Below are 17,208 nucleotides of genomic sequence, written 5' to 3' on the forward strand. Positions count from 1 at the left end.
CCCGGCCCGCTTCCCGCTTCCGCCTCCACTCGGCGGACCGGCTAGCTCACCCGTACCGACTTCTCCACCGTGACCTGGTCGATCTCCGTCGTACGGACCGTGAGTCTCATCGTCCACTTGCCCGGCAGAGGGAGTTGCAGGGTGTCGGTGGCCCAGTAGCCGCCGCGGTTGGTGAGCTTCGCGTCGATCGGGCCGATCTTCTGGGACTTGAGAGTGAAGGTGAGACGCAGTTCGGGAACGGTCGCGATGCCGTCGTCCGGGCCGAAGACCACGGCCTGCACGGAGTTCTTGCCCACGCGCCCCGGACCGAGGTCGATCTGGACCTTGCCGTGACCGTTCGGGGTGCCGACGTCGAACGGAACCGTCGACGAGGAGGCCGTGACCTCACCGGCCGCCCCGCCCGCCCCCTCCTTGGCGATCTCCGCCGCCGCCCGGCCCGGCAGGGTCCCCGTCAGCACGGTGGTGATCACCAGCACGACGACCGCGACGGTGAACTCCGCCAGCACGGAACGCCGAAGGCCCTGGCGCCGCAGATCTGCCGTATCCGCGGTATCCGCGGTATCCGCGATGTCTGCGGGCGAGCTCTCGGCCTGTGCGGCCGACGCGTCCTCGCCGCCACCCTGGTCGCCGTCCCGCGCACCTCGCGCGTCACCGGAGTGACGGTCGTCGGCGTCGGCCGCGTCCCGGGAGGGCCGGTCGGCGACATGGGTCGCAGCGTCGGTGTCGACACCCCCCACCCGCTCGGTCACCCGCGCCGCCACCGCCACGGCCGCGACGGCCGCGCGTTCGGTGCCCCCGGCCCGCTCGGCGGTCCTCACCGGCTCGACGACCGTCGTCGACGCGGCGGCCTCGGCCGAGCCGGTGCCCTCGGTCGCCCCAGTGGCTCCGGACACCTCACCGGCACCGGCACCGGCACCGGCCTCCCCCGGAACCGCCCCCAACCGCCCCGTCCAACGCCGTGAGAACGCCGCCGCCACCAGCAGGAGCAGCACCGCGACCAGCTTCGCGACGAGGACCTCTCCGTACGCCGTGGAGGTGAAGGCGGACCAGGAGCCGAGGCCGCGCCAGGACTGGTAGACGCCGGTGACGGCGAGGACGACCACCGAGACGAAGGCGAGCCGGGAGAAACGGTCGACCACGGCCGCCGACAAGGTCCGCGGCGCCCGGTACAACACGGTGAGCAGCGCGGTCAGCCCGCCCAGCCAGACGGCCATGGCCAGCAGATGCAGCACGGAGGAGGTCATCGCGACCGGCACCTGGATACCGGCGGAGGCGTGCTCGGCCACCGCCCAGGTCCCGGCAAGCCCGACGGAGACCAGCGCACCGCAGACAAGCGCGCTCTTCCCCCACTCCTGCCGCTCTCCCTGCGCTCCCTGCTCTCCGTGCTTGCCGTGGTTCCCCTGCCGCCGTACGCGTACGAGGAGGAAGGCGGCCACCGCGAGCAGCGCCAGCCGGGCCAGCAGGGCGAGTCCCGGCCGGCTCACCATCGTGTCGCGCAGGACGGAGAGGTCGAGTGCGGCCCCGACGCCACTGCCCCGCTCGTACGGTCCGCGGAGCAGCAGCAGTACCGCCGAGGCCAGCAGCAGGGCGAGCCAGCCCGCCAGCAGCAGCTTGCGCAGCACCTCGCTCGGGCCCCCGAGCACGACCGCCAGGAAGAAGGTCACACCGATGAGCAGGGCGAGGGCGCCGTAGGCGAAGTAGCGGGTGATGTCGTAGAGGGAGGACGTGAGCGGGTCCTCGGCGAGGTCGGCGGGGAGGACCGCGGAGGTCGCGGAGGGCTCGCCGATCGAGAAGAGCAGGGCACCCGAGATGGGGTGGCTGTCGGCCGAGACCACCCGCCAGGCGATCGTGTAGGTGCCGTCGTCGAGGCCGGTGGGGAGGGTGACGCGAGCCGTGTCGGCACGGCCGCCCGCGCGCCCCGGCCTGCCCGTGTCGACGGCCCGGTTCTCCGGGTCGACGACGCGGATGGAGTCCTCCAGGAGGCTTACCGACTCGGTGAAGCGGAGGGTGACCTCCCGGGGAGCGGCGTCGAGGACGCTGCCGTCGACGGGATCGCTTCCCTTGAGAGCGGCGTGCGCGGACGCGGTACCCGCCCCGCCGAGGAGGAACAGGACCAGCACGGCGCCCAGCAGCACCAGGCGCTGAACTCCTCGGCCCCGGCCACCGGCCCGGCCTCCGGTCCGGCCGACGGTCCGGCCGACGTGTCCACGCGTGGCCCCGCCGGATCCGCCGGGTCCGCCGGGTCCGCCGATCCCGCCATGTCGCCTCGCGCCTCTGTCTCCGCCACTGTTCCCGACCCGGCCCCGAGCCTCGTCCCGGTTCCGCTCCCGGACCCCGGCCCTGTCCCGGGCCTTGTTCCTGGCCTTGTTCCTGGCCCGGTCCTCGACTGGGTCGCTGTACCTGCCTCGGTCCACGTAGTGCTCCGGATCCACGGTCGCCGGCTCTCGAACTCCTCGAACAGGTACGCACGGCACGAACGTCGCGTTCAACACACGCCGCACGGGGCCACCCCGCACCGGGCCACCCGCCTCCGTGCAAGCACCCGCACCGCCTCCCCGGGCCTACGCCCGCCCCAGCTCCCCTATCGCGGCGGCCCGGTCCGGGTACAGCCGCGCCAGCTCCGCGGCGTCCCCGTGCTCGTACCCCTCGTAGGTGAACCCCGGTGCCATCGTGCACCCGAACAACGTCCAGCCCCCGCCACCACCGCCCAGGACCCGCGCCCCCATCCAGGTCCCCGCGGGCACGACGTACTGCACGTGCTGTCCGTCGAGCACGTCCGGCCCGAGGACGACGTCCCGCGAGGACCCGTCCGGGGCGAGGAGCAGCATCCCGAGCGGATCGCCGAGGTGGAAGTGCCAGATCTCGTCGCCGGGCAGCCGGTGCAGCGCGGAGTAGTCGCCCGGCTCGCTGGTGAGCAGGGCGACGATCGCGGTCCCCTCCGGGCGCCCGTCGCCCCGCTCGGGCCCCGCCCACGTCTGACGGAAACGGCCCCCTTCGCGCGGGATGGGCTCCAACTCGTAGTGCGCTATGAGGTCTTCGGGAGTCATCCGCCCGAGGCTACGCCCACCACCCGAACTACTGAGCGAGCATGGTCTCCCTCCGCAGGAACGCCAACCGGGCCCGCTTCTCGGGCAGATACACCTCCGGCAGGTCGATCTCCGGCAGTACGACGACCTGCCCGCACTCGAACCCCTGCCGCCTGAACCGCGCGATCGCCCGCTCGTTCCGCTCGTCCGGATCGACGACGACCCGCCGCCGGTCCAGCCCCACCAGCACGTACGACGTGAAGGCCGTCAGCACCGAGGACGACCACCCCGGCCGGCCTCCGGCGTCCCCGGCGGGCGCCAGCAGCACGTGGACGCCGATGTCGCCGGGCTCGACCTCGTAACACTCGCCGACCCGGTCGGCCTCCGGCTCGTACGTCTGCAACAGCCCGACGGGCTCGTCCTCGTGCACGGCGAGGTAGGCGTGGTGCGTGTCGAAGGCCTCCAGGCCCTCGTAGATCTCCCGCACCTGCTCCTGCGTGAGCCCGTTCATCCCCCAGAACTCGGCCCTCGGCTCACTCACCCAGCCATGGATCACCTCGGCGTCCGCCTTCGCGTCCAACGGCAGGATCCGCACGACCCCGAACCCATCGGCCACCTGCTCATGCACGGCCACCCGGCCGCTGTACGACCCATGCGGCTCATGCGGCTCATGCGGCTCATGCGGCTCAACGGTCATGGAGCTGCTCCTCGTTGCTGTTGTGGTTGTTGTTGTGGTCGCTGTTCTGGTCGCTGTTGCTGTTGCAGTTGCTCTCGTCGTCCTTGGTGAGGCGGTTCCAGTCGGTGACGACCGGGACGAGGTCTCCCCGCAGCCAGAGGGGGAGTTGATCGCGGTGGTGGGCAGATCCCTCTACGCCGGACGCTCCGAACGGCACCACCCAGAGGCTGTCCTCGCGTCGGGCCAGGTCCCAGACGTACCGGGCGGCGGGCCCGCGAGCGCTGAGGTCGGTGATGCCGGGGACAGCGGAGGTGCAGAGCACGCAGTCGTGGTCACCGGCCAGCCCCGGCTCGTCCCGGGACGCGTTCGGGTCGTCGTCCGGAAGCGCCCGCCACGGCACGAGCCGGTGGCTCTCGCCCCAGCGCCCGGTCCCGGAGTCGATGCCTGCGACCTCCTCCAGCGCCTCCCGCACGAGTGCGGCCCGGTCGATCCCGTACAACTCCTCGGCCCTGAGCAGATGTTCGAGCGCGAACCCGATCCGTACGGTGAGCGACAGCCACGGCCGGAACACCTCGGGGTACGTCGGCGGCACCGCCAGCGCCGCGAAGGCGGGCTCCGCCGCGAGCCGCCGCACGACCGCCCCACGCAACGCCGCGTACGCCGCCGCGTCGGCGCTGTCGGCCTCCATCCGCCGATCCCAGCGCAGGAGCCGGTCCCGGAGCTCGACCGCGGCCGGGCTGAGAGCCGCAGGTCCTTCCGGGGCGCGCGCCGGGACACCGACCGGGCGCGCCCCGGTGGAGCGATGCGCCGGGGCTTCGACCGGGTGATCCGTCGAATCATCGGCCGAACGGGCCACCGGGACTTCGACCGGACAATCCACCGGGTCATCGGCCGGGCGATCCGCCGGAGCTTCGGCCTGACGGCCCGCCGGGGCATCGGCCGAGAGGTCCACCGGACTCGCCGGGTCATCGGACGAGAGGTCCACCGGTTCCGCCAGGTCATCGGCCGGGACGTCCGCCGGTTCCGCCAGGTCATCGGCCGGAAGGTCCGCCGGGTGATCCACCAGGGCGCCGAAGGAAGGTTCCGCAGGGCCCACCGGGTCAGCGGGCGGGGCTTCTGTGAGGGTGGCCAAGTGGTCCAACAAAGGTCCGGCGGAGGCCAGATGGGTGTCCATGTGGATCGCGGGCATGTCCTGCGCGGACCACACCCGCTTCTCGTTCAGCATCGCGCGGATGCGTTCGGCACGGTGCGGCGGGGCGAACTCCACGCCCAACGGGGTCGCCGGACCACGCTGGTTGGCCATCACCGCGACGCCGTCCTCGAACGCGCCGTACGGCGTCTCGTGCCACCCCTCCCACTCGTGTCCCGGCTCCCAGGCCGCCACGACCCGTGTCCGGTTGTCCCGGCTCCGTACCGGAACCCGCCCCGCCACCCGGTGCAGCACGCCACCCCGCGTGTCCGCCGCCTGCACGACGTTCACCGGCTCGGCCCACTGATCGAACGCCCGGTCCACATCGGCGACTTCCCGGGCCCGGAGGAGGGGAAGGAGCGCGCCGATCCCGAGGTCCTCGGTGACGCGGGGCGGATAGCGAAGGCTGAGGGGACCGACTGGGCCGGAATCGCCGCGGTCACGGTCATTGGCGTTGGCGTTGGCGTTGGCGTGGGAGCGGGAGTGGGAGTGGTCGTCGTCCCGGTCATCACCGTCGGAATCGGCATGCTCGCCGGTGTCCAGGCCGCCGATGACGACCGGCCCCCGCGCGGTCTCGATCACCTCCACCTCCACGGGCTCCCCACCCGCGACCTCGATGACCTCCACATGCCGATGCGCGACCCGCCACACCCCGTCCGGATCGAGCGCCTCGACGACGCCCTCGCCCCCGTACTTGTCCCCGTTCCCGTTCCCGTTCCCGTCCCCGTTCCCGTCCCCGTCGCCCTCTCCCTCGCCTGTCCGGCGGAGCCGCAGCCGCTCCCGGTACAGGTCCTGGTAGTCGGCCATGGCGTTGGTGATGGCCCAGGCCACGTCGCCGGTGTGACCGAAGTGGGCGATGCCGGGCAGGCCCGGGACGGCGAGGCCGACGACGTCGAACTCCGGGCAGGAGAGGCGGATCTGCTGGTAGACGCCGGGCTCCTCGATGAACCGGTGCGGATCACCGGCGATGACGGCCCGGCCGGTGGTCGTACGGGTCCCGTCGACCAGCCACCCGTTGCTGCCCGAGGTGGCGGGCCCGTCGGTGGCGAAGAGCCCGACCGCGTCGGCGCCGAGATGCCGTACGGCCTCCTCACGCCAGAGCTTGGCGGGGAACCCGGCGAACAGGATGTGCGTGGCGAGCCAGACGCCGAGCGGATGCCAGACCTCCCAACGCCCGGGCACGAGCCCGGCGCGCTCGAACTCGGGCGCGCGCCGGCCGCCCTCGGCCAGCCCGTCGTTCACACCCTCTACGTACGCCCCGACCCAGTCGGCGGTCTCCGGGTCCGTTCTCTCCAGCCGGGCGAAGCATCTTCGGGCCGTGTCCTCCAGGCGGGCCCGTCTCGCGAACCGGTCCCAGCCGAGGGAGCCGGCACCGAGGAACGCGGCCGAGGTGCCCTGCACGCGGTGGCGCTCGACCTCCAGCTGCCAGGCACGGTCGAGGGCGGTGACCCGGCCCTGGGCACGGGCGAGCGTGCGGACGTCGGCGGCGCGAAGGTGCGGAATACCCCAGGCGTCGCGATACGTCCCGTATGCCCCGTGGCTCAAACCGTTCCCCTGAGCATGCCCCTGAGCACCGCCGATTTCCCGCATCTCTCTATCCCACCTGTGATTTAGGTTAGCCTCACCTAAGCGGTCTGTGATCAAAGCGTACGCGAAGGGTGCAGAAGCCATGGGGCAGGGGCACGGTTGGGAGGGAGCGGTCCTCAAACTGCTCCGCGGGAAGGACTTCGTCTTCACGGTGACCGGTGCGGAACAAGTCACCGAGCACTACCGCCGGATCCACCTCACGGACGGCGGCATGCTCGCGGTGACCGGAGTCCACCCGACGATGTGGGTACGCCTCTGGTTCGAGGCGGCAGGCAAGCCGCACCAACGGGCGTACACCCTGGTCGACCCCGACCCGGCGGCCGGCACCTGCAGCCTGGAGTTCGCCCTCCACGACGGCCACGCCAGCGACTGGGCCCGCGCCGCACAGCCCGGCGACACCATCGAGGCCACGGTCCATGGCACCGCCTTCACCGACCCCGACCCGGCGCCTTCCCACATCCTCGCCATCGGCGACCCGGCCTCCCTCCCCGCCATCAACTCCCTCCTCAGAGCCCTCCCGTCGACCCCGGCGACGATCTGGTTCGAGACGTCGACGGAGACGGAGACGGAGACGGAGACAGAGACGGACGCAGGCTCGGAGACAGAGACGGAGGTAACGGCTGCGGCCGTGACGGGGGCGGCCGTGACGGGGGCGGCCGTGACGGGGGCGAGGACCAAGCCGCTCACGGAAGCCGAGCACACAACCGAAGCCGAAGCCGGAGCCGAAGCTCAAGTCCGAGCCTTGCTCCAAGCCCCGGTGGCAGAGGGTCTCCCCCTCCGTATCGACCCCGCCCGCCACGACTTCCGCCCGATCCCCCGACAGGACGCCGGCGCCCGCCTCCTCACCCAGGTGCAGACCGACGCCCCCGACCTCCTCGAAAACACCCCCGACCCCTACGTCTGGATCGCCTGCGACACGGCGACGACCCGATCCCTGACTGCGTACTTCCGCAAGGAACTGGGCCTCCCGAAGCAACGGATGCACGCCCTGGGGTACTGGCGGCCGTAACCACACCCCACAGCCCCCGGCACCGGCACCGGCCCCGGCCCGGCCCGGCCCCGCAGGACTACCGCCCGCAGGACTACGGCCCGCACCCCCGCCTCCAAGCACACGCCGGGGCCGAAGCCGGGCAAGAGCCGAGGCCGGGCTGCGGTGGGTCGCCCGGCAGGCGATCATCGGGGCATGGACGTCACCCTTCACCTCGCCCAGGACCCCGAGGCGGACGAGTTCCTCGGCCGCAGTCCGCTCGCCGCGCTGGTCGGCATGCTGCTGGACCAGCAAGTGCCGATGGAGTGGGCGTTCAAGGGCCCCTGGACCATCGCCCAACGGCTCGGCGCGGACGACCTGGACGCCCACGAGATCGCGGCGGCGGACCCGGAGTCCTTCGCCGCACTGCTGTCCACCAAACCGGCGGTACACCGCTACCCCGGCTCCATGGCGAAGCGGATCCAACAGCTGTGCCAGTACCTGGTCGACCACTACGACGGCGACGCGAGCACGGTCTGGCAGGACGCGACGACCGGCAAGGAACTCCTCTCCCGCCTTGAGTCCCTCCCCGGCTTCGGCCACCAGAAGGCCCAGATCTTCCTGGCCCTCCTCGGTAAACAACTCGGCGTCCACCCCACCGGCTGGCGCGAAGCCGCCGGCTCCTACGGCGACCCCGGCTCCTTCCGCTCCGTGGCCGACATCAAGGGCCCCGACTCCCTGGCCAAGGTCCGCTCCCACAAACAGGAAATGAAGGCAGCAGCCAAAGCGGCGAAGGCATCCGGCACCTGACCACCACCCGCCCTGCCCCGCACCCAGCACCCACCACCTCCCCCGGGCGGCAGCCCGCACAAGCCCCGGGGTCGAGGGGCAACGCCCCTGGTAAGGGGCGTCAACAGGGGCGCCGGGAACGAGAGTCGCCGCGGCCCCAGACCCACAGCCCCCGGCTGATCCACGGCCCAGTCAGGGGAGAACCACCGGTAGCTTCCGGGAGGCCTCCCGGCGACAGCGACTTCGCGGCGCCCCTCCGGAGAGGCCCGGGAAAAGCCCGGAAAAGTCCGGGAGAAGTCCCGAGGAAGCCCCAAGGAAGCCCCGAGAAAGCCCCGGCGAAGCCGGACCGAGATCCGGGAGAATCCCCGCCCACGCCGCGCGGTGAACTCTCCGCGCCCCCGAAAGAACCCCGCCGAGCGTTCACGACCACCACCGAACCCCCACAGAATCACCGTTTTGCCCCGCTTCGCGACGCCTTTCCGGGCTCGCACTCCGTCGCCATGGCTGCGCCCGGAACGTCTCGACCGGTAGGCTTTCCGTGTGATCTTCAAGCGCATCGGAAACGGCCGGCCGTACCCCGACCACGGCCGGGAAAGCACCCGGCAGTGGGCGGACGTCGCACCGCGCCCGGTCCGCCTCGATCAGCTCGTGACGACCAAGGGGCAGCTGGACCTGGAGACCCTCCTCGCCGAGGACTCCACCTTCTACGGCGACCTCTTCGCGCACGTGGTGAAGTGGCAGGGCGATCTGTACCTGGAGGACGGCCTCCACCGCGCGGTCCGCGCGGCCCTCCAGCAACGCCAGGTGCTCCACGCCCGCGTCCTCGAACTGGGCTAGCCCTTCACCGTCGGCGGCCTGACCGGCAGTCACCTGCCGACAGTCGCCCCGGCCACCGCCCCCAGGCGGTTCCGACCCGTGCCCTGACGGACGCCCGTTGGACCTTTCGGGTTGGACTGCAGCGCGGTGAATGATCATCTAGTAGGCATCACCGTCCAACGGCACTACGCTGCGCCCATGAGCATGCTGACTCCTCCTGGCATGGGCCGCCAGTACCGGATCACGGGGGACAAGTACCCGAGGCTGCGCCGGCCCAAGAGGCGTCGCAGGCTCGTCCTCACGGTCGTCGCGTCCGTGACCGCACTGGGCCTCGTCGGCTGGGGAACCCTGCAGCTCATCGACGTCTTCACCGGCGACGAGGACCAGGCCGCCGCGGCCGGCCCCAAGGCGGATTGCGCGAGCCGGGTGAGCCCGTCGCCGAAGGCGAGCGGGCCGGCCGGGAAGCCCGGCAGGGCCGGAGCGTCCGCGAAGGGCTTCCCCGCCCCCGGCAAGATCACCGTCAACGTCCTCAACGCCACGCCCCGCGCGGGTCTCGCCAAGGAGACCGCGGACGAGCTGAAGAAGCGCGGCTTCCGCATCGGGAACGTGGGGAACGCGACCGAGGAGTACGACAAGAAGGTCAAGGGCGTCGCCATACTGCTCGGCGCGAAGGCGGCCGAGGGCGCGGCGCTGCCCGTCCTCAACACCCAGCTCACCGGTGCGCGGCTGAAGACGGACGGCCGTGCGAAGGCCACCGAGGTGGACCTCGTCATCGGCACCGGCTTCAAGGCCCTCAGCAAGCAGAAGGACGCCGACAAGGCACTGGCCGACCTGACCAGTCCCGAGCCGACGCCCACCGCCACGAAGACCTGCTGACAAGACCCCGTAAGAGACCTTGCCCGTACGGGTTACTCGGCTGCGCCGTACAGCCGGTCGCCCGCGTCACCCAGGCCCGGCACGATGTAGCCGTGCTCGTTGAGACGCTCGTCGACGGCGGCGGTCACGACCGTCACCGGGGCGCCCGCCAGCTCGCGCTCCATGACCTCGACGCCCTCCGGGGCGGCCAGGAGCACCACGGCGGTCACGTCGTCGGCGCCGCGGGCGATCAGCTCACGGATCGCGGCGACGAGGGTGCCGCCGGTGGCGAGCATGGGGTCGAGGACATACACCTGGCGCCCGGAGAGGTCCTCGGGCATACGGGTGGCGTACGTGGAGGCCTCGAGCGTCTCCTCGTTGCGGATCATGCCGAGGAAGCCCACCTCGGCGGTCGGCAGCAGCCGGACCATGCCGTCGAGCATGCCGAGGCCGGCCCGGAGGATCGGCACGACGAGCGGGCGCGGGTGGGAGAGCTTGACGCCCGTGGTCGTGGCGACCGGCGTCGTGATGTCGACGAGCTCGGTGCGCACGTCCCGCGTGGCCTCGTAGGCGAGCAGGGTGACCAACTCGTCGGCGAGGCGACGGAAGGTCGGGGAGTCGGTGCGCCGGTCGCGCAGCGCGGTGAGCTTGTGAGCGACCAGGGGGTGGTCGACGACGTGGAGACGCATGTCCACAACAGTAACCGGGGCCACACCTTCGAGCGCCCCCGCCCGTCCGCCGCCCACCTCGTCTTCCGGATGGCATCAAACCCGCTATCGGAGGGAAAGTGGGATGAACAGAGCGGCGACTGAACGAGCCGACGCCTGACGGTGGTGACCCATGCCAGACAACCACGACGCCTCCCCCATCCCCGGGCCACCAACACGGCGCCCGCCCGAAAACCCGCCGCCGACCGACAGCAGACAGACGGCCAAGCGGGGGCACATGACCGACAAGACAGCCCGAACCACCGGCCGGACGGCCGACAGGACGACGCGGACGACGCGGACGACCAGCGGTTCGGCGCGAACGGCCAACAGGACGACACGAACCGCCGGCGGAACGCCACGGACGAGCGGCGGGACGGCACAGACCGCCGATGGAGCGACGCGAACAGCCGACGGGTCAGCACGGACAACCGGCAGGTCAGCACAGACGGCCGGTGGAGCCACGCGAACAGCCGGTGGAGCCACGCGAACAGCCGGTGGAGCCGCGCGAACAGCCGGTGGGACACCGCGAGGATCCGACGGAACAGCACGGACAGCCGACCGCGCAGCGCCCAAGGCCGACGAGGTGGCGCGCACGGCCGGGCGCTCGACCCGGATGCCTGGCGGGACGGCGCGAACGGCCGACGAAGCGGCGCGGACGAGTGGGAGGGCAGCGCAGGCAGGCAATGGGGCAGCGCCGAGGCCCGGACGGGCGGCGGAAAGGGCCGGTGGGACGGCGGAAGGGGCTGGCCGGACGACGAAAAGGGCCGGCGAGGCGACGGAAGGGACCGGCGAGGCGGCGCAGGGGGCCGGTGAGGGGGCGCGCCCGGTCGATGGGGCGCGGCGGGACGGGTGGGAGAGTGATGCCGCGCGTCGGCGGCGGCGCGCACAGTTCCTGCGGGAGCTGACGGAGGCGCGGGAGCTGCGCGACCGGGTCCAGCCGCGCCGCGCCAAGGCCGCCCGCCTCCGCCACGCCATGCGCATGCGTACCTTCCGCTGGTGACCTGGGCGGCCGAATCGAGCCCCGCCCCTCCTTGGCCCTCCCTACGTTCCCCCAGCCTCCCCAGCCCTCCCCAGCCTTCCGGTGCGCTTCCTCCATCCCTCCAACGGCTCCGCCCCAGCCGCTCCCTGACCGCCCCCCCCACCACCACCACGCTCCGCTCTCTTCCGCTCCGTACCGCGCCCCGCCCCGCCCTGCGGCCTCCATCGCCCCTTTTCTCCCGGCCCCCTCCCTCGGCGCGCCCGGCCCCTCCACCGGCCGTCGCTGCCCGTCGCATGGTCCGCCCCGCCCATGCCCCTCTTCTCTTCCTCCACGCCCCACCCCGCCCCCCTCGTCAGACGCTCCCCACCCCCTCCCCGGTCGTCACCGGCTCTTCCCGGACCCTTACGTGGGGACCGGGTGGCGGGTTCGTGGGGTATGTGTGGGGCGTTCACGGGGTGGTCGTGCATATGCGGCCGGGAACTCCGCGTACGATCCGCTGGTGGCGGCAACAGGTGCGCAGGTGAACAGCGGACCCACCGGCGATCAAAAGAGCCGGACACAGGGAGCCGAAGACGTCCCCTGAGCGCTCTGTTTCTGCCACGATTCCGAGTGGGTGGGGCTCGGACCGCAAGCCTCCCCACCCACAACCTCCGCCGGGGGGACCCCCAACCGGCACACCTATGACCAGTGGGAGAGTCACGGTGTACTTCGCCGCACTGCTCGCGCGCACCGAAGACGGGTGGGAAGCGAGCGACACAGAGCTCGACGATGTGGAAACCCTGTCGGATCTGGCCGACCTCGCCCGTGAAGCCTCGCCCGGCGACGACACGGTGCTGGTGCTCATCGAGCAGGAGGACGCCTGGTTCGGCGTCGTCCGCATCGATGGCGAGGAAGACCCTCGTATCTATGTCTCGGACGCCGCCGCCGCTGCCCGCAGCAGCTACGGCGAGATCCTGCTCACCAACGAACTGCTCGGAAGGGAGCCCGGCGACGACGTCCCCGACCTGGACTCCCTCGACCTGGACGGCACGGAGGACGGTGAACCCGACGACGATGATGACGACGACACGGGCGCCGAGTCCGTGCCGCACAGCCCGGTCGGCGACACCGAGATCCTCGACGACCTGGGAGTGGGCGAGAAGGAGCTGCGCGCCCTCGACGCCGACGACGCCCTCGGCTCGATCGCCGACGCCCTCGGAGCGTCGGAGGTCCTGGAGACGGTCCGCTGAGTCCCGTGAGTCCCGTGTTTCCCCTGAGTCCGCTGAGTCCGCTGAGTCCATCGGCTACGTGCCCCCGGTGACCCACGCGACCGACGCAGAGGGACCGGGCGGACCCGATCCGGTACGCGACCGCTGGCGGGCCGCGATGCGGCTCGCCCTGGCCGAGGCCGGGCGGGCCGCCGAGGGCGGGGATGTCCCGGTCGGTGCGGTCGTCCTGTCCCCGGACGGCACGACCGTACTGGCCACCGGGCACAACGAACGCGAGGCGACCGGCGACCCGACCGCCCACGCGGAGGTGCTCGCCGTCCGCCGCGCGGCCGCGGCACTCGGCGAGTGGCGGCTGACCGGCTGCACCCTGGTCGTCACCCTCGAACCCTGCACGATGTGCGCGGGCGCGCTCGTGCAGTCCCGGGTCGACCGGGTCGTCTACGGCGCCCGCGACGAGAAGGCCGGCGCCACCGGCTCCCTCTGGGACGTCGTACGCGACCGTCGCCTCAACCACCGCCCCGAGGTGGTCGAGGGAGTCCTCGCCGACGACTGCTCCAGGCTCCTCACCGACTTCTTTCGCACCCGTTGAGACCCCGGCCATATCGATTTCAAAGCACGCCCCACCTTGCTGTAAGGTCTCCCTCGGTAGCGTGTCCGAGCGGCCGAAGGAGCTCGCCTCGAAAGCGAGTGTGGCGCAAGTCACCGAGGGTTCAAATCCCTCCGCTACCGCAGGTAGACGAAGGGCCCGGTCCGATGGACCGGGCCCTTCGCGCTGCTCCGTCTCCGTTTCCGTCCCAGTTGCGACACCAGCACACGCCTACTGCCGCGTATGCCTGAGCAGCCTCCATGCTCGCTGTGACCCGAGTGCGCAACCACGCTCCGGCCGGACGCCGGCCGAAGGAGACAGTCTCAGCTCCCGGCCGAAGCGCGTGCGTCAGACGGTCGCGGCCAGCCAGCCGATGGTCTCGGTGGTGTGCTTGCCGTCGCTCTTGGCGGCGCCGGCGTACACCTCGTTCAGGCGGATGAGGAAGCCCGTGTTGGTGACGTCATGGACACGGATGCCCGGCGTCTCCGGGCCGTTGAAGGTCTGGGTCAGCGGGAAGACGACGACGTTGGAACCCGGCGGGAACGGACTGGGGAACGTGACGCGCGTGAAGGTCGAGGTATTGCCGCCGCTCGTCTCGATGGGGTCGTCGGACCTCAGATCGACCTTGCCGGTCTGAATGAAGCTCATCGTCGAGTTCCTTCATGTGAGGGGTCGGATTGCCTGGCCGTCTTGGACGACCAAAGGGAGGTTCGGCATGAAAGCGGCTCCGCATGCCGAAGTCCCACAAACGAGCGATCATTTTCCAGACAGGAACAAAGCGGCACATATCACTGAACGGCGGGGGCGGGCGCCGAGCCCGCCCCCGTGTTTTCACGGGACTGGCGTCAACGCCCCGCGAACCCATCACCCTCGCCATCTTGTCCGTTTTCACCGGGCTTCCGGATAAGTCCGCCGACTTGCCGGGCGACGTCGCTGCGGACGGAGTCCACCATGTGCTGATATCGCGCGGCCATGGCCGTGGTGGACCAGCCCATGCGCCGCATGACGGCCCGCTCGGAGACTCCGAGGATCAGCAGGACCGTGGCGGCGGTGTGGCGGGCGTCGTGGAGTCGGCCGTCTCGTACCTTCGCGTCGGTGAGGAGTTCCTTCCAGTCGTCGTAGTCCGTTCGGGGGGACGTGCCCCGAACGGTCGGCGTCGCGAACAGCCACCCCTCATCCGTCCAGTCGCCTCCAGCCGCCGCGCGTTCGGCGGTCTGCTTGGCCTGATGCACCCGGAGCAGATCGACGAGCCGGGCGGGCAGACCGACCGCGCGCCGCCCCGCACGAGACTTCGTGTCGGCCGTCTCGGGGTTCGTCCGCAGGCGCTGCGGGCAGTAGCCGGCCTTCCTGCCGCAGGTGTCGCCGCAACCGTGGGCGTAGCGCGGTCGGCGGCGGCTCCGCCGGACCATCACGCGCTTGTGGGCAGCACCCCCACCGAGGACGTACGCGCCGCGACGGTCCTGTCCGATGGCGCGTCGCGTCTCGTCACTGAGTACGCCATGGCGACGTGGCGCGAAGTCTTCACGACGCTCCGGACCGGGGGACCGCGCGAGCTGATCGACACCGTCCGGAAGGTCGAAGCCACAGACCCGACGGGGCGACGGTGGCCGCGCTACAAGTCGGGCGACGACGCTTCCATCGCCTTCTGCCAGTGGTGATTGCCGCAGGTCAGTAACGACCGGCGCCGTCTCAGTCCGTCTCAGTTCCCGTCTCATTCACCCCGCTCCAGCGCCGTTCATAGCCGTTCGCGCCTCGGGCGGGAGTACGGGAACGAACGGGGTTGAACAGCCCTGGATCATGCCCTGACCAGCACGAACAGACCTCGGAAGCGAGTATGGCGCAAGTCACCGAGGGTTCAGATCCCTCCGCTACCGCCGAAGAGGGGTCCCGTCGTCAGACGGGGCCCTTCGTGCGTTTGCGGCCTCTCCTGCGAACGGATGATCGGGTTACACTCGCCGCCGACAAAGAGGACCCATGGGGCCCACGGGGCACAAGAGGCGGGGGAGGCCGCGGTGGCGGTGCACGGGAAGAAGATCGCGCTGTATGTGCTCGTGGTCTTCGTGGCCTACGTGATCATCACGGACCCGAAAGGGGCCGCCGGCTACGTCCAGATAGGGTTCGAGGGCATCTCGAACGCCGCCCAGTCCATCGGCGACTTCTTCACCTGGATCGCCGACGGGGCCGAGTAGCCCCCAGCCCTCGTACGACCCTCCCGGAGCGCCCATGATCCGCCACCTGGTCCTCTTCAAGCTCAACGAGGGCGTCGAGCGCGACGACCCGCGGGTCGCGAAGGGCGTGGACGCCTTCCGCGCGCTCGACGGGAGGATCGAGGAGATCCGCTCCTGGGAGCTGGGCTGGAACCTCAGCGACCGCCCCATCGCCTACGACTTCGCGATCAATTCCGCGTTCGACGACGTGGACGCGCTGCGCACGTACGTCGAGCACCCGGACCACCAGGCGGGCGTGGCCCTGTGGCACGAGTTCGCCACGTGGATCATCGCCGACTACGAGTTCTGAGCCGTACCCCCGGGGTTCCGAGCCGTACGCCGGACTCCGAGCCGTAGCCCCGGGGTTCCGAGCCGTACGGCCGCGCCCCCGACGCCCCGCATTCGAACAGTGCGGGGCTTTTTACACCCAATTACCCTTCGCTTCCCCAACTCTTGCTCAACACGGCTATATGCGGTGCTTGATCACAGTGCACATGTCTTGTGATGCTATGACCGCTTTTGACGGTTGAGTTGATGGATGAAGAGGTGGCGTTGACCGTGTCGGCCAGTACTGCCCCTCCCCAGGAAGAAGTCCCGGCTCCCGACCCCGCGTCGGCCCAGGTCACGGCCCAGGCCACCGCCCCCGCTCCGGAGAAACGTCGCGGCGCCGACACCCGGGCCCTCACCCAGGTACTGTTCGGCGAGCTGAAGCATCTGGTGCCGGGCACCCCGGAGCACAACCGCGTGCGCGGGGCGCTCATCGAGGCGAATCTCCCGCTCGTGCGGTACGCGGCCGCCCGCTTCCGCTCCCGCAACGAGCCCATGGAGGACGTGGTCCAGGTCGGGACCATCGGGCTGATCAACGCCATCGACCGGTTCGACCCGGACCGGGGCGTGCAGTTCCCGACCTTCGCGATGCCGACCGTCGTCGGCGAGATCAAGCGGTACTTCCGCGACAACGTCCGCACGGTCCACGTCCCGCGCCGGCTGCACGAGCTGTGGGTCCAGGTGAACAGCGCGACCGAGGACCTCACCACAGCCTTCGGGCGCACCCCCTCCACCGCCGAGATCGCCGAGCGGCTGCGCATCACCGAGGAGGAGGTCCTGTCCTGCATCGAGGCGGGCCGCTCGTATCACGCGACCTCCCTGGAAGCCGCCCAGGAGGGCGACGGGATGCCGGGGCTGCTCGACCGGCTCGGTTACGAGGACCCCGAACTCGACGGCGTCGAACACCGCGACCTCGTACGGCATCTCCTCGTCCAACTGCCCGAACGCGAGCAGCGGATCCTGCTGCTCCGCTACTACAGCAACCTCACGCAGTCGCAGATCAGCGCGGAACTGGGGGTCTCCCAGATGCATGTGTCGCGGCTGCTGGCCCGAAGCTTCGCGCGGTTGCGCTCGGCCAACCGGATCGAGGCGTAGGCGCTCCGCTCGGCGCCGGGTGCCTACTCGCCTGCCGGGTTTCTGTGGTTTGCGGGTGCCGGTGCGGGTGCCGGTGCCGGTTCGGGCTCGGGTGCCGGTTCGGGTGCGGGCTCGGGTGCCGGTTCGGGCTCGGGTGCCGGTTCGGGTGCCGGTTCGGTCGTGGCTGGTCGCGCGGTTCCTCGCGCCCCTTC

General features: G+C 71.1%; 16 protein-coding genes, 1 tRNA gene and 1 pseudogene. 11 read left to right on the forward strand and 7 right to left on the reverse strand.

The window, feature by feature from the left end; translation table 11 throughout:
- Positions 1–41: 41 nt before the first annotated feature.
- The 4 genes from OG202_RS24000 to OG202_RS24015 form a co-directional block, all read right to left on the reverse strand.
- Positions 42–2,135 (reverse strand): copper resistance CopC/CopD family protein, encoded by a 2,094-nt coding sequence (locus OG202_RS24000; protein ID WP_328223576.1) that lies wholly within the window; start codon positions 2,133–2,135, stop codon positions 42–44.
- A 426-nt stretch (positions 2,136–2,561) separates the two neighbouring features.
- The gene (locus OG202_RS24005; RefSeq protein ID WP_326581095.1) at positions 2,562–3,047 is read right to left on the reverse strand and encodes a cupin domain-containing protein; all 486 of its coding nucleotides are present in this window, start codon (positions 3,045–3,047) and stop codon (positions 2,562–2,564) included.
- A gap of 28 nt (positions 3,048–3,075) precedes the next feature.
- Positions 3,076–3,723, reverse strand: a complete 648-nt coding sequence (locus OG202_RS24010; RefSeq protein WP_327728871.1) for a GNAT family N-acetyltransferase — start codon at positions 3,721–3,723, stop codon at positions 3,076–3,078.
- On the reverse strand, positions 3,713–6,436 hold the full coding sequence (locus tag OG202_RS24015; RefSeq protein WP_443052275.1) for a penicillin acylase family protein: 2,724 nt from the start codon (positions 6,434–6,436) through the stop codon (positions 3,713–3,715). The genes OG202_RS24010 and OG202_RS24015 overlap by 11 nt, the downstream gene beginning before the upstream one ends.
- A 124-nt stretch (positions 6,437–6,560) precedes the next feature.
- Between OG202_RS24015 and OG202_RS24020 the strand changes: the two genes are divergently transcribed.
- The 4 genes from OG202_RS24020 (at position 6,561) to OG202_RS24035 (ending at position 9,926) form a co-directional block, all read left to right on the forward strand.
- Positions 6,561–7,487, forward strand: a complete 927-nt coding sequence (locus OG202_RS24020; RefSeq protein WP_328223578.1) for a siderophore-interacting protein — start codon at positions 6,561–6,563, stop codon at positions 7,485–7,487.
- Positions 7,488–7,661: 174 nt separating this feature from the next.
- The gene (locus OG202_RS24025; RefSeq protein ID WP_327728867.1) at positions 7,662–8,255 is read left to right on the forward strand and encodes an HhH-GPD-type base excision DNA repair protein; all 594 of its coding nucleotides are present in this window, start codon (positions 7,662–7,664) and stop codon (positions 8,253–8,255) included.
- Between the two features lie 519 nt (positions 8,256–8,774).
- Positions 8,775–9,071 carry a type II toxin-antitoxin system VapB family antitoxin gene (locus OG202_RS24030; protein ID WP_003955420.1) on the forward strand — a complete coding sequence of 99 codons (297 nt, stop codon included), beginning with the start codon at positions 8,775–8,777 and terminating at the stop codon, positions 9,069–9,071.
- 201 nt (positions 9,072–9,272) lie between these two features.
- Positions 9,273–9,926 (forward strand): LytR C-terminal domain-containing protein, encoded by a 654-nt coding sequence (locus OG202_RS24035; protein ID WP_326585735.1) that lies wholly within the window; start codon positions 9,273–9,275, stop codon positions 9,924–9,926.
- Between the two features lie 32 nt (positions 9,927–9,958).
- On the opposite strand, the gene upp is transcribed toward OG202_RS24035, so the two are convergent.
- Complete coding sequence (gene upp / locus OG202_RS24040) at positions 9,959–10,594, reverse strand: uracil phosphoribosyltransferase (protein WP_326581066.1); 636 nt, start codon at positions 10,592–10,594, stop codon at positions 9,959–9,961.
- 1,701 nt (positions 10,595–12,295) lie between these two features.
- Between upp and OG202_RS24045 the strand changes: the two genes are divergently transcribed.
- The 3 genes from OG202_RS24045 to OG202_RS24055 all read left to right on the forward strand — a co-directional run bounded on the left by OG202_RS24045 (position 12,296) and on the right by OG202_RS24055 (position 13,531).
- Positions 12,296–12,823 carry a tRNA adenosine deaminase-associated protein gene (locus OG202_RS24045; RefSeq protein WP_326585734.1) on the forward strand — a complete coding sequence of 176 codons (528 nt, stop codon included), beginning with the start codon at positions 12,296–12,298 and terminating at the stop codon, positions 12,821–12,823.
- 136 nt (positions 12,824–12,959) lie between these two features.
- Positions 12,960–13,391: a tRNA adenosine(34) deaminase TadA gene (gene tadA / locus OG202_RS24050; protein WP_326585733.1), complete on the forward strand. Its 432-nt coding sequence runs from the start codon at positions 12,960–12,962 to the stop codon at positions 13,389–13,391.
- A 55-nt stretch (positions 13,392–13,446) separates the two neighbouring features.
- Positions 13,447–13,531: transfer RNA gene (locus OG202_RS24055), tRNA-Ser, on the forward strand.
- A 205-nt stretch (positions 13,532–13,736) separates the two neighbouring features.
- Here the strand turns inward: OG202_RS24055 and OG202_RS24060 are convergent.
- On the reverse strand, positions 13,737–14,036 hold the full coding sequence (locus tag OG202_RS24060; RefSeq protein ID WP_326581064.1) for a hypothetical protein: 300 nt from the start codon (positions 14,034–14,036) through the stop codon (positions 13,737–13,739).
- Positions 14,037–14,233: 197 nt separating this feature from the next.
- Positions 14,234–14,800 (reverse strand): annotated as a pseudogene (locus tag OG202_RS24065) (tyrosine-type recombinase/integrase); the annotation flags it as partial.
- Positions 14,801–14,806: 6 nt separating this feature from the next.
- Between OG202_RS24065 and OG202_RS24070 the strand changes: the two are divergent.
- The 4 genes from OG202_RS24070 (at position 14,807) to OG202_RS24085 (ending at position 17,017) form a co-directional block, all read left to right on the forward strand.
- A complete protein-coding gene (locus tag OG202_RS24070; RefSeq protein WP_327728864.1) occupies positions 14,807–15,046 on the forward strand; it encodes a hypothetical protein in 240 nt (79 codons plus the stop codon).
- A gap of 354 nt (positions 15,047–15,400) precedes the next feature.
- The gene (locus tag OG202_RS24075) at positions 15,401–15,577 is read left to right on the forward strand and encodes a hypothetical protein (RefSeq protein ID WP_326581060.1); all 177 of its coding nucleotides are present in this window, start codon (positions 15,401–15,403) and stop codon (positions 15,575–15,577) included.
- Between the two features lie 34 nt (positions 15,578–15,611).
- Positions 15,612–15,905: a Dabb family protein gene (locus OG202_RS24080; protein ID WP_327728863.1), complete on the forward strand. Its 294-nt coding sequence runs from the start codon at positions 15,612–15,614 to the stop codon at positions 15,903–15,905.
- A 224-nt stretch (positions 15,906–16,129) separates the two neighbouring features.
- Positions 16,130–17,017: an RNA polymerase sigma factor SigF gene (locus OG202_RS24085; protein ID WP_326581056.1), complete on the forward strand. Its 888-nt coding sequence runs from the start codon at positions 16,130–16,132 to the stop codon at positions 17,015–17,017.
- The last annotated feature ends 191 nt before the right edge of the window (positions 17,018–17,208 follow it).

This window comes from Streptomyces sp. NBC_00310 (assembly GCF_036208085.1).
Classification (GTDB): Bacteria; Actinomycetota; Actinomycetes; order Streptomycetales; family Streptomycetaceae; genus Streptomyces.

Bases quoted from the DNA above. Each gene is read 5' to 3' on its own strand.
- OG202_RS24005 (WP_326581095.1), bottom strand. From the start codon at position 3,047: ATGACTCCCGAAGACCTCATAGCGCACTACGAGTTGGAGCCCATCCCG.
- OG202_RS24010 (WP_327728871.1), bottom strand. From the start codon at position 3,723: ATGACCGTTGAGCCGCATGAGCCGCATGAGCCGCATGAGCCGCATGGG.
- OG202_RS24020 (WP_328223578.1), top strand. From the start codon at position 6,561: ATGGGGCAGGGGCACGGTTGGGAGGGAGCGGTCCTCAAACTGCTCCGC.
- OG202_RS24025 (WP_327728867.1), top strand. From the start codon at position 7,662: ATGGACGTCACCCTTCACCTCGCCCAGGACCCCGAGGCGGACGAGTTC.
- OG202_RS24035 (WP_326585735.1), top strand. From the start codon at position 9,273: ATGGGCCGCCAGTACCGGATCACGGGGGACAAGTACCCGAGGCTGCGC.
- upp (WP_326581066.1), bottom strand. From the start codon at position 10,594: ATGCGTCTCCACGTCGTCGACCACCCCCTGGTCGCTCACAAGCTCACC.
- tadA (WP_326585733.1), top strand. From the start codon at position 12,960: ATGCGGCTCGCCCTGGCCGAGGCCGGGCGGGCCGCCGAGGGCGGGGAT.
- OG202_RS24060 (WP_326581064.1), bottom strand. From the start codon at position 14,036: ATGAGCTTCATTCAGACCGGCAAGGTCGATCTGAGGTCCGACGACCCC.
- OG202_RS24080 (WP_327728863.1), top strand. From the start codon at position 15,612: ATGATCCGCCACCTGGTCCTCTTCAAGCTCAACGAGGGCGTCGAGCGC.
- OG202_RS24085 (WP_326581056.1), top strand. From the start codon at position 16,130: ATGGATGAAGAGGTGGCGTTGACCGTGTCGGCCAGTACTGCCCCTCCC.